This is a genomic window from Microbacterium canaveralium, assembly GCF_047238045.1.
Taxonomy (GTDB): Bacteria; Actinomycetota; Actinomycetes; order Actinomycetales; family Microbacteriaceae; genus Microbacterium.
Genome location: NZ_JBDFMA010000003.1, coordinates 2332373 through 2343823 on the forward strand (window position 1 = coordinate 2332373; position 11451 = coordinate 2343823).

An 11451-nucleotide genomic window follows, 5' to 3' on the forward strand; every position below is an offset into this window, starting at 1 on the left:
GACAACTCTATCGGGGAACGATGGATGCCAGCCCGAATGCGGCCGTGATGAGACCCAGCACGACGACGGCTCCCAGGACGCTCGCCGCGACCCTCTGGATGAACGCCTGCGAGCGTCCGTACCAGAGCTGCACCGCGAAGGCGGCGATGACGCATCCCCCCAGCGCGACCGTGATCCACGGGGCGTGCAGGTCGGTGGGAACGAACAGCCCGATCGCGAGGCCGGCCACGAGGGCGAGCACCCAGACGGCGACGATGCCGCCGAACGTGCGGCGCGGCGCGAGGTCGGGAGTCGACATACCGTCCATCATCGCGCACACCGGCCCATCGGCGCGCGAGGAGGATGCGCGAGGCGCGCCGCGACGCGGGCGGCGGCGGGGGTGACGGCACGACCGCGCAGCTCCCCCCTAAGATGGGCGGGTGCGGCAGGACCGCACTGGGAGGTCCGTTTGGCTCAGCTTCTCGTTCTCAGCTCCGCCCCCGGCGGTGGTGCGGCGTTGCCCGCGCTCGAATTGTTGAGCCATCGCGTGCGGCAGATCCCGGCTGAACCGGCGCAGCTGGTCAACGCCCCGAGCGCCGACGTCGTCTTCGTCGACGCGCGCGTCGACCTCGTCGGCGCCAAGTCGCTGTGCAAGATCCTGACGACGACAGGGATGGAAGCCCCTCTCGTCATCATCGTGACGGAGGGCGGACTCACCGCCGTCTCGACCGACTGGGGCGTGGATGACGTCGTGCTGGTCGGCGCCGGGCCCGCCGAGATCGACGCCCGCATCCGCCTGGCGATGGGACGCCGCAGCGCCGAGCAGGTTTCGTCGCGCATCTCCACGTCCGGCATCACGATCGACGAGTCGTCGTATTCGGCGAAGGTGCACGGCAAGCCGCTCGACCTGACCTACAAGGAGTTCCAGCTCCTGCACTTCTTCGCCACCCATCCGTCCCGCGTGTTCACGCGTGAGCAGCTGCTCAGTGAGGTGTGGGGATACGACTACTTCGGCGGCACCCGCACGGTCGACGTCCACGTCCGCCGCCTGCGCGCCAAGCTCGGCGACCTCGAGCAGCTCATCGGCACCGTGCGCAACGTCGGCTACCGCTTCAACGTGTACGAGGACGACCAGCCGCCCGTTTCCGCGACGTCGTCCTGACCCCTCCGCGCAACCGTTCACGCGCACGTCATCGACCCCTGCAATGATGAGGGAATGATCGAACACGACGTGCTGGACGCGGGCCTGGGTGACGCGGACGACGACGACTTCGACGAGGCCGTCGAGGCCGAGGACGAACAGCTCCCCGACCACCGCTACCTCGACCGCGAGGTCAGCTGGTTGTCGTTCAACCAGCGCGTGCTGGAACTCGCCGAGGACCCGACCGTTCCGGTTCTCGAACGCGCCAACTTCCTGGCGATCTTCGCGAGCAACCTCGACGAGTTCTTCATGGTCCGCGTGGCCGGCCTCAAGCGCCGCATCGTCACCGGTCTGGCCGTGCCGACGAATGTCGGGCGCGCCCCGCTGGATGTGCTCGCCGACATCTCCGCCGAGGCGCACCGCCTGCAGCTCCGCCACGCGGGCGTGTGGACCGATCAGGTGCGGCCGGCCCTCGCCGAGGCCGGAATCGAGGTGGTGTCCTGGGATTCGCTCGACGAGGACTCCTCCGCGCGCCTCACCGAATACTTCCAGCGCAACGTCTTTCCGGTCCTCATGCCGCTCGCGGTCGACCCGGCACACCCGTTCCCCTACATCTCGGGCCTGTCCCTGAACCTCGCCATCCGCATCCGCAACGCGCGCACGGGTCGTCAGGAGTTCGCCAGGCTCAAGGTGCCGCCGATGCTCCCCCGCTTCGTCGAGGTGCCGGGCGACGGTCCCGGTGTGCGGTACCTGCCCCTCGAAGAACTCATCTCCAACCACCTGGGCGACCTGTTCCCGGGCATGGAAGTCCTCGACCACCACGCCTTCCGCCTCACCCGGAACGAAGACGTCACGATCGAGGAGGACGAGACCGAGAACCTCATCCAGGCGCTGGAGGCCGAGCTGCTGCGCCGCCGATTCGGGCCGCCCATCCGCCTCGAGATCACCGACGACATGGACGACCTGACGCGCGATCTCCTCCTCAGCGAGCTGGACATCACCGATCAGGAGGTCTACCGCCTCCCCGGTGCCCTCGACCTGCGCGGACTGTTCGACATCTCGCGCATCGACCGCCCCGACCTGCACTATCCGCCGCACGTGCCGAAGACGGCCCTCCCCTTCCAGCCTCCCGAGCAGAGCAGCCGCGCCGACATCTTCGGTGCGATCCGCAAGGCCGACGTCCTCGTCCACCACCCGTACGAGTCGTTCGCCACCAGCGTCCAGGCGTTCCTGGAACAGGCGGCGAAAGACCCGAACGTCCTGGCCATCAAGCAGACGCTGTATCGCACGTCGGGCGACAGCCCCATCGTCCAGGCGCTCATCGACGCCGCCGAGGCCGGCAAGCAGGTTCTGGCGCTCGTCGAGGTGAAGGCGCGCTTCGACGAGGCGAACAACATCGTGTGGGCGCGCAAGCTGGAGAAGGCCGGTGTCCACGTCGTCTACGGCCTCGTGGGACTCAAGACGCACTGCAAACTCGCCCTCGTCATCCGCGAGGAGGAGGGGCGCCTGCGTCATTACAGCCACGTCGGGACGGGCAACTACAACCCGAAGACCAGCCGCATCTACGAGGACTTCGGCCTGTTCACGGTTGATGACCAGGTCGGCCGCGACCTCACGCGCCTGTTCAACGAGCTCAGCGGGTACGCGATCGAGAAGAAGTTCAAGCGCCTGCTGGTCGCCCCTCTGCACCTGCGGAAGGGTCTGGTCCGGCACATCGAACGCGAGCGCGTCAACGCCCTCGAGGGCAAGCCGTCGGGTGTGCGGATCAAGGTCAACTCGATGGTCGACGAACAGATCATCGACGCGCTGTATCGGGCGAGCCAGGCCGGGGTGCCGGTCGAGGTGTGGGTGCGCGGCATCTGCTCCATCAAGCCCGGCGTCGAGGGCATGAGCGAGAACATCCGAGTCCGGTCGATCCTCGGTCGCTACCTCGAGCACTCGCGCATCTTCACCTTCGTCAACAACGGCGACCCGCAGGTCTTCATCGGCAGCGCCGACATGATGCACCGCAACCTCGACCGTCGCGTCGAGGCGCTCGTGCGGGTCGTCGATCCGAAGCAGATCCAGGAGCTGTCCGACCTCTTCGACCTCGCGATGGACGAGGGAACGAGTTCGTGGCACCTCGGCCCGGAGGGCGAATGGGTCCGGCACAGCGTGGATGCCGAGGGCACCCCGCTGATCGACCTGCAGGAGCACACCATGGCAATGGTGCAGCGCAAGCGACGTTCCCGGGCGGCTCGGTGACGGAAACGGCCGTCTACGCTGCCGGGGGCGTGGTCTGGCGCATGATCGAGGGCAAGTACCGCGTCCTGCTGATCCACCGCACCAAGTACCGCGACGTCACGCTTCCCAAGGGCAAGGTCGACCCCGGGGAGACGCTCGCCGAGACCGCCGTGCGCGAGATCCGCGAGGAGACCGGCATCCGGGTCGCCCTGGGTGTGCCCGTCGGCGTCTCGCGATACCGGATGCCGAGCTCCCGCACCAAGATCGTCCACTATTGGGCGGCCGAAGCGACCGATGCCGCGGTGCGGACGTCGACGTTCGTGCCCAACAAGGAGATCGCGGCGATCGAGTGGGTCAGCGTGAAGAAGGCGCGCAAGCACCTCAGCTATCCGGTCGACATCGAGATCCTCGACGAGTTCGTCCGTCTCATCGACGAACTGGCACTGCCGACCTTCCCCGTGATCGCTCTTCGCCACGCGAAGGCCCGCTCGCGCGAGGAGTGGGACGGCACGGATACCGCTCGACCGCTGACGCCGCGCGGTCGGCGGCAGGCGAACGCGATCGTCGGGCCGCTGCTCGCCTTCGGGGTCCGACGGATCGTCTCCAGCCCGGCCGAGCGCTGCGTGCGCACGGCGGTCCCGCTGTCGGCGGCCCTCGCTCAGCGCATCGAGCTGACCGAGGCCATCAGCCAGGACGCGTGGGAAGAGGGGCGCAGCGACGCCCGCTCTGTCGTCGGCGAACGCGTGCGTCTGCGCAAGCCGGTCGTGGTCGTCAGCCACGGCCCGGTGCTTCCCGACATCATGCACGAGTTGGCTCTGGCGACCGGCACGATGCGCGGCTCGTATCTGGGCAGCTCGTCAGCACTCGAACCCGCGGGATTCTCCGTGGCGCACATTCCGGTCGCGCACCCCGGTTCGGGGATCGTCGCGATCGAGACGCACGAGCCGCAGGTGTGACGCTCCCCGCCGGGATTCGGCTCGCGTGGCGCCGCGTTCCCGAGGGCGAGCCTCGCCGTTCGGTTTCGCGGGCGCTGCTGGCCGAGCTCCTCCCCGGAGCGACGTTCGTCTCGCGATGCGCGTCGTGCGGCGGCGACCACGGTCGCATCCGGGTGGTGGGGACGGATGCCACGGTGTCGGTGTCCTACGTCGACGGGTGGGCGTTCGCGATTTCGGGTCCGGGGAACGCACGCCTCGGACTGGATGCCGTCCCCGCCGCGGCCTCGGGACTCGAACGCGTGCTGCCGCGGGGCAACGCCCGATCCTGGGCACGTGTCGAAGCGGTGCTGAAAGCCGACGGGCGCGGGCTCACCGTCGATCCGGCCCGGGTCCGGGTCCGTGCGATCGCCGACGGCGCCCACTGGAGCGCGCGCATCGACGACGACGCGCCCGTGGTCGGCTGGGACATCCCCGGTCCCCCCGGGGTGCTCCTCGCTGTGGCCCTGGGCTGACGGCGTCAGGGCAGCGGCGGGAGCTCCACGCGGTCGATCCAGCGCGACAACATCTCGGCGGCGTCGGGTCCACCGGCCGAGAGGACCGCGGCGCGGAAATCGTCGGTGGTCACGAGTCCGTGGCGGTGCTCGCGCGTCCATCGACGCACGAGGTCGAAGAACGCACCGTCGCCGATGCTCCCCCGTAGAGCGTGCAGCGCGAGCGCTCCGCGCTTGTAGACGCGGTCGTCGAACATGTCGTCGGGACCGGGGTCGACGAGCAGCAGATCCTGGGGCTTGGCGGAAAGGCGCGCGAAGTGGCTGCGCGCGCAATCGTCGGCCGAGCGTCCGCCGGATGCCTCGGACCACAGCCACTCGGCGTAACAGGCGAAGCCCTCGTTGAGCCAGATGTCGCTCCACCGCGCGATACCGACGCTGTTGCCGAACCACTGGTGGGCCAGTTCGTGCGCGATGAGACGCTGCGCCGCCGGCACGAGGTGGTTCATGCCGAACACGGCGAGTCCCTGCGCCTCCAGGGGAATCTCCAGCTCGTCGGCCGTCACGACGAGCGCGCAGGCCTCCTGCGGGTACGGGCCGAAGAGACCGTCGAAAGCACGGAGCATCTCGGGGACCGCCGCGAACGCACGGTCGGCGGCGGCGAAGAGGGCGGGAGGCGCGGTGACGGTCACCGCCGGCACGACGCCGACCCCCGAACGGGCCAGGGGACGCGTCCGGTATCGCCCCACATGAACCGCGGCCAGATAGGTCGCGGTCGGGACGTCGGAGGTGAAGACGGTGGTCGCCCGGCCCCCGCGACGAGTCGTGGCAGCGGGCACACCGGTGGCCGCGACGGTGTAGCCGTCGTCGACCGTGATCCGCATCGTCATCCGCGCTCGATCATCGGGGCGGTCGTTGCAGGGGAACCAGGTGGGCGCGCCGGTCGGCTGGCCCGCGACGAGCGCGCCATCCGTGAGTTCCTCCCAGCCGACCGCTCCCCAGCGGGACCGGCGTGGGGCGGGCGCCCCCGCGTAGACGACCTCGACAGCGAACGGATCGCCGGCCGCGATCGGCCGCGGTGGCACGACACGGAGCTTCCCCGCCGAAGCGGAGAACCGTGCGGGGGCACCGTCGACGCGGGCGCGCGTCGCGCGCAGTCCCACGAGGTCGAGCACGATCGCGGACAGATCGGCCGCGGCGGTCGCGCGGATCGTGGCGCTTCCCTCGAGACGGTTCGTGCGGACGCGGTAGTCGAGCGTCAGGTCGTACGACTCGACGCGGTATCCGTCATCGCCGCTCTGCGGGGCGTACAGGTCGCCGCCGCTCACGTGGTCGACTGATAGGCGCGCACCTTCACGGCGCGCCAGGGTCCGATGGGGTTGCCGCTCCACCGCGAACCGACGGGGACGGTCTCGCCGCGCATCACGAGGGACGCGGGACCGACGGTCGCGTGCGCCCCGAGGGTCGATGCGGGGAGCACCACGCTGTGCGGCCCGAGGGTCGCACCGGGTTCGAGCTCGACGGTGTCCATACTCATGATTCGATCATGGAAGAGGTGGGTCTGGACGACGCACCCGCGGTTGACCGTCGACGCGTCACCGAGAGTCACCAGATCCGGTTCGGGCAGCCAGTAGCTCTCGCACCACACCCCGCGGCCGATGCGGGCGCCCAGACTCCGCAGCCAGACCGCCAGCGCGGGCGTTCCCGCGGCGGCACGGGCGAACCACGGCGCCGCCACCATCTCGGTGAACGTGTCCGATACCTCGGTGCGCCACACGAAGCTCGACCACAGCGGCTGCTCCCCCGCCCGGATGACGCCCACGATCACCCATTTCGCCGCCGTCGAGACGGCCGCGGCGAGGGCGCCCGCGGCGAGCAAGACGAGTCCCGAGAGGAGCAATGTCCATACCGGACCGGTCGTCTCCCAGAGGCCCGCGAGCGTGAAGAGGACGCCGAGTCCGATCGCGCACGTCACGACGACGGGGATGAAGCGCCCCAACTCCCACAGTGCGCGTGCGAGCCGCAGCCCCGGCGTCGGACGGTACGTGCGCGACTCGTCGCCCTCGGCCGACAGCCGACGCAGCCGCACGGCCGGCGAACCGAGCCACGACGACCCCGGCTTCGCCTTGAGCGGCGCCGCCGAGAGTACGGCGACGAGGCCGTCGCGCGGCACCCGGTGGCCCGGCGCGGCCATGCCGGAGTTGCCGAGGAACGCCCGCTTGCCGATGCGCACGGGGCCGATGCGCATCCACCCGGCGCGCAGTTCGTACGACGCGACCATCGTGTCGTCCGCCAGGAAGGCTCCGTCCTCGATCCGTGCCATGGTCGGCAGGAGCAGAACTGTGGATGCCTCGACGTCGTGGCCGACGCGAGCGCCCAGCATCCGCAGCCAGACGGGTGTGAACAGGCTCGAGTACAGCGGGAAGAGGATGGTGCGCGCCGAGTCGAGCAGCCGCTCGATGGTCCACGCCTGCCAGGCGACCCGGCTGCGCACGGGGAAGGTGCCCTCCACCAGCCCGATCGAGAAGACGCGCACGAGCAGGACGACGGATGCCGCGAACACCAGACCCGTGACGGCGACGCCCGGCACGAGCCAGACGAAGGCCGCCCCGGTCGCAGCCGCGAGCGACTCGGCACCCCGCATGCCCTGTGCCACGACGAGACCGCCGACGGCGAAGGACAGCAGGGGCAGGACGGCGAGCATCACGGCGGACGCGGCGTAGGCCCACAGCCACCGCGTGGGAGCGGACGGCCGCTCCGTCGGCCAGCCCTTCGCCGTACCGCCGACGCGCGCGGCGGGCGAGCCCGCCCACGACTGGTCGGCCTTGACGCGTCCGAAGACGGCGGAACCGGGCGCGATCTCGGCGCGACGACCGATGCGCGTGCCCGGGGCGAGGGTCGAGCGCGCTCCCACCGCGGCCTCCGCCCCGATCCGCACCTCGCCGATGCGGACGAGGTCGCCGTCGATCCAGTAGCCGGTGAGATCGACCTCCGGCTCGATCGACGCGCCGTCCCCGATGACGAGCATGCCGGTGACCGGCGGCAGGGCGTGAAGGTCGACGTTGCGGCCGATACGGGCACCGAGGGCGCGAGCGTAGTACGACACCCACGGTGCACCCGCGAGGCCGACGGCGTCCACCTGGGCGGCGATCTGCTCCGCCAGCCAGAGCCGCACGTGCACGCCCCCTCCCCGGGGGTAGTCGCCGGGTCGGAGACCGGCCAGGAGGAGACGCGCCGACATGACAGCGATCGCCATGCGGCCGAACGGCGTCGCGAACACCAGGAGGCCGATCAGCAGCACCGGCCAGGGGACGGAGGGCAACACGTCGAAGCCCGGGACCAGCCGCAGAATCGCTGAGCCGGTCAACAGATAGAGCAACCAGCGCACGCCCGAAAGGATGAACAGCGGCGCGCCGAGAAGGGTCTGCACCCACTGCGTTGCGCGGGGGGTCGGCGTCGGCCGGTGGAAAGCGGCCGGAGCGTCGTCGGTGAGTTGCGGGCCCAGGGCTTTCGCCATCGCGCCGAGACGGGGGACGTCGTAGATGTCGGCGACAGAGAACTCCGGAACGCGGACACGGATGCGAGAGACGAGCTGCGCCGCGGACAGCGACCCGCCACCGAGGTCGAAGAAGTCGGACTTCCGGTCGGTGACGGGAAGCCCCAGCACCGCCTGCCACTGCTCGGCGAGCCACTGCTCATCGGCGGAGAAGTCGGTGGGGGTCGGCGCGTCGACCCCGGGAAGCGGCCAGGGCAGCGCGGCCCGATCGACCTTGCCCGAGGTGCGGACGGGGAGTTCATCGACCACACCCAACAGCGGAATGGTCGCGGCGGGCAGGCGCTCGGCGAGCGCGGCGCGGGCGGCGGCTCGGTCGAGCTCGGCGCCCTCCTCCATCACCAGGTATCCCACGAGGATGGGAACCCCCGCCTCGGTGGTGCGCACCGCGACCGTCGCCGCGTGGACCTGCGAGAGGTCCTGCAGCGCCGACTCGACCTCGCCGAGCTCGATGCGACGGCCCCCGACCTTCACCTGATCGTCGGCGCGCCCCTGGAAGACCAAGCCCGCGCTCTCGAAGCGGACGAGGTCGCCGGAGCGATAGGCGCGCTCCCACCCGAGCGTCGGCATCGGCGCGTACTTCTCGGCATCCTTCGCCGGATCCAGGTAGCGGGCGAGGCCCACTCCCCCGATGATCAGCTCACCCGCCTCGCCTTCGGCCACCGGCTGCCCGTCGGCGTCGACGACCGCGAGGGCCCACCCGTCCAGCGGCAGACCGATGCGGACGGGGGGTGTCCCGTCCAGGAGCGCCGCGCACGCGACGACCGTCGCCTCGGTGGGCCCGTAGGTGTTCCAGACCTCTCGACCGTCGGCGACGAGTCTCGCGGCGAGCTCGGGCGGGCAGGCCTCGCCGCCGAAGATGAGCAGGCGGACGTTCTCGATCGAGTCCGCCGGCCACATCGCCGCGAGAGTCGGAACGGTCGAAACGACCGAGATGCCCTGGCGGAGCAACCACGGCGCGAGATCCTCGCCCGAACGCACGAGGGAGCGCGGCGCGGGCACGAGGCACGCCCCGTGGCCCCAGGCGAGCCACATCTCTTCGCACGAGGCGTCGAAGGCCACCGAGAGTCCCGCGAGAACACGGTCGCCGGGGCCGAGGGGGTCGCCCTGCAGGAACAGGCGCCCCTCCGCCTCGACGAACGCCGCCGCGGATCGGTGCGAGACTGCCACACCCTTGGGCACGCCGGTCGAGCCCGACGTGAAGATGATCCAGGCGTCGTCGTCGACGGTCGGCGGCGCGACGATCGGCACCGCGCTCGTGCTCGGGTGCGGCGCTTCGCCGTCGTAGAGGCGGACCAGCGCCTCGTCGCCCGCGACGAACTCTCCGTCGCCGGCGATGATCCCCTTCACGCCGGCCTCCCCGAACACCAGGCGTGCGCGCTCGTCCGGGTCGTCGGCATCCACCGGGACGTACGCGGCCCCAGCCGCCATGACGGCCAGGATCGAGACGTACAGCTCCTTCGAGCCGGACGGCATCCGAACGCCCACTCGATCACCGCGGCGCACCCCGGCCGCGTGGAGCGCCGCAGCGGTGCGCCACACGCGCGCCAGGAGTTCGCGGTAGCTGAGGGCGCCTGATCCGTCGTCGATCGCCGAGGCCTCCGGATACCGGGATGCCACGTCGGCGAGGATGTCGATGAGCGTGCGCGCCGGCGCGGCGAAGCTCGTACGGTCGAGCAGCTCTTGGCCGGGATACGCGGGGGTCGTCACGGGGGTGAAGCGTACACAGGCCAGGAAAACACCCCGGAACGGCGGCACCGGTTCACCTTCCGTTCACCCGTGCAACGCACTCTCGTAAGGGACGGTGTTTACCGTGCGGGAGAACCCTGCACCGGGTTCGTGTCCCCGACATGCGAAGGATTCACATAGTGAAGCTCTCCCGACTCGCCCAGCTGGGCACCGTGGCCGCCGTGGCCTCTCTTGCCCTCGCCGGCTGCGCCTCCTCCAGCGGAGGCACCACGGAGTCGTCTCCGTCCGCTTCCTCCACGGACGTGGCGTTCACGATCGACCCCAACCTCGCCGGCACCATCACCGCCGGTGGGTCCAGCGCCCAGGCCAACGCGCAGGCCGCCTGGACCAGCGCCTACAACGCCACCGCCAAGGGCGTGACCATCAACTACGACAAGTCGCAGGGCTCCGGCGGCGGTGTCACCAACTTCCTCAGCGGCGCGTACGACTTCGCCGGCTCCGACTCGCCCCTCAACGCCGACCAGACCACGCAGTCGCAGGCGCTGTGCACCGACGGAGCGGTCAACATCCCCGTCTACCTCGACGGCGTCGCGATCATCTTCAACATCCCCGGCGTGACCGACGTCAAGCTCAGCGGCGAGACGATCGCCAAGATCTTCGCGCTCCAGATCACCGACTGGTCCGACCCGGCCATCACCAAGGACAACGGCACGGCCCTCGCTGCCGGCCCCATCACCACGGTCGCTCGCTCGGACGGCTCGGGCACCACGCAGAACTTCACCAACTACCTCGCCGCGACGCAGTCGTCGGTCTGGACCTCGCCGGCTGGCAAGGACTGGCCGATCGAGGGCAACGTGTCGAAGCAGAAGGGTGGCTCCGGCGTCGTCGAGGCGGTCAAGGCCGGTTCGGGCACCATCGGCTACGCCGACCACTCGGCCATCGGCGACCTCAACTCGGTCGCGATCATCCAGGACGGCGCCGCTCTGCCCTACAGCGCTGAGGCCGTGACGGCCACCTTCGACGCCGCTGCTGTCGAGGCATCCAACGGTGTCCCCGGTGACCTGTCGAAGAAGTTCGACTACTCCAAGCTGACCGCCGAGACGTACCCGATCCCGCTGGTCTCGTACGCCATCACCTGCACCGAGTTCAAGGACACCAAGCAGGCCGATCTCGTGAAGTCGTACCTCGGCTTCGTCACCAGCACGCTCGGCCAGCAGGTCGCCGCGAAGAACGCTGGTTCGGCTCCGCTCCCCGAGTCGGTCCTCGCGGACGCCGCGAAGACGCTCGAGGCGATCAAGTAAACATCTCTCGGATCCGAACCGGTCCGCACCCTGGTGCGGGCCGGTTCGGGCTGATCAGGAGCGTCGACGTCCGCGTCGACGCTTCCGCTGAGCCCGATCATCCTCAGAGAGAATCCCGACCCGAGGAGCACACCATGACCAC

8 protein-coding genes are annotated in these 11451 nt (G+C 70.2%); 5 read left to right on the forward strand and 3 right to left on the reverse strand.

What is annotated here, in order from left to right; translation table 11 throughout:
* Positions 1-7: 7 nt before the first annotated feature.
* Positions 8-298 (reverse strand): hypothetical protein, encoded by a 291-nt coding sequence (locus ABC271_RS12100; RefSeq protein ID WP_412925099.1) that lies wholly within the window; start codon positions 296-298, stop codon positions 8-10.
* A gap of 150 nt (positions 299-448) precedes the next feature.
* Here ABC271_RS12100 and ABC271_RS12105 point away from each other — a divergent pair, with 150 nt between their 5' ends.
* Genes ABC271_RS12105 through ABC271_RS12120 form a run of 4 tightly spaced genes read left to right on the forward strand, consistent with a single transcriptional unit; the run spans position 449 to position 4790 of the window.
* On the forward strand, positions 449-1141 hold the full coding sequence (locus ABC271_RS12105) for a winged helix-turn-helix domain-containing protein (RefSeq protein ID WP_412925100.1): 693 nt from the start codon (positions 449-451) through the stop codon (positions 1139-1141).
* Positions 1142-1195: 54 nt separating this feature from the next.
* Positions 1196-3364, forward strand: coding sequence for an RNA degradosome polyphosphate kinase (locus tag ABC271_RS12110; protein ID WP_412925101.1), 2169 nt, complete (start codon positions 1196-1198; stop codon positions 3362-3364).
* Entirely contained in the window at positions 3361-4299 is a 939-nt protein-coding gene (locus ABC271_RS12115) for an NUDIX hydrolase (RefSeq protein WP_412925102.1), read from the forward strand. Before ABC271_RS12110 ends, ABC271_RS12115 begins: the two co-directional genes overlap by 4 nt.
* Positions 4296-4790 (forward strand): hypothetical protein, encoded by a 495-nt coding sequence (locus tag ABC271_RS12120; RefSeq protein ID WP_412925103.1) that lies wholly within the window; start codon positions 4296-4298, stop codon positions 4788-4790. Before ABC271_RS12115 ends, ABC271_RS12120 begins: the two co-directional genes overlap by 4 nt.
* Before the next feature lie 5 nt (positions 4791-4795).
* On the opposite strand, the gene ABC271_RS12125 is transcribed toward ABC271_RS12120, so the two are convergent.
* Together ABC271_RS12125 and ABC271_RS12130 are read right to left on the reverse strand one after the other, a co-directional pair.
* Entirely contained in the window at positions 4796-6094 is a 1299-nt protein-coding gene (locus ABC271_RS12125; protein ID WP_412925104.1) for a M1 family metallopeptidase, read from the reverse strand.
* Positions 6091-10029, reverse strand: a complete 3939-nt coding sequence (locus tag ABC271_RS12130) for a Pls/PosA family non-ribosomal peptide synthetase (protein ID WP_412925105.1) — start codon at positions 10027-10029, stop codon at positions 6091-6093. Before ABC271_RS12130 ends, ABC271_RS12125 begins: the two co-directional genes overlap by 4 nt.
* Before the next feature lie 158 nt (positions 10030-10187).
* Here ABC271_RS12130 and ABC271_RS12135 point away from each other — a divergent pair, with 158 nt between their 5' ends.
* Complete coding sequence (locus ABC271_RS12135; protein ID WP_412925106.1) at positions 10188-11309, forward strand: phosphate ABC transporter substrate-binding protein PstS; 1122 nt, start codon at positions 10188-10190, stop codon at positions 11307-11309.
* Positions 11310-11451: the final 142 nt, after the last annotated feature.

Bases quoted from the DNA above. Each gene is read 5' to 3' on its own strand.
- ABC271_RS12100 (WP_412925099.1), bottom strand. From the start codon at position 298: ATGTCGACTCCCGACCTCGCGCCGCGCCGCACGTTCGGCGGCATCGTC.
- ABC271_RS12110 (WP_412925101.1), top strand. From the start codon at position 1,196: ATGATCGAACACGACGTGCTGGACGCGGGCCTGGGTGACGCGGACGAC.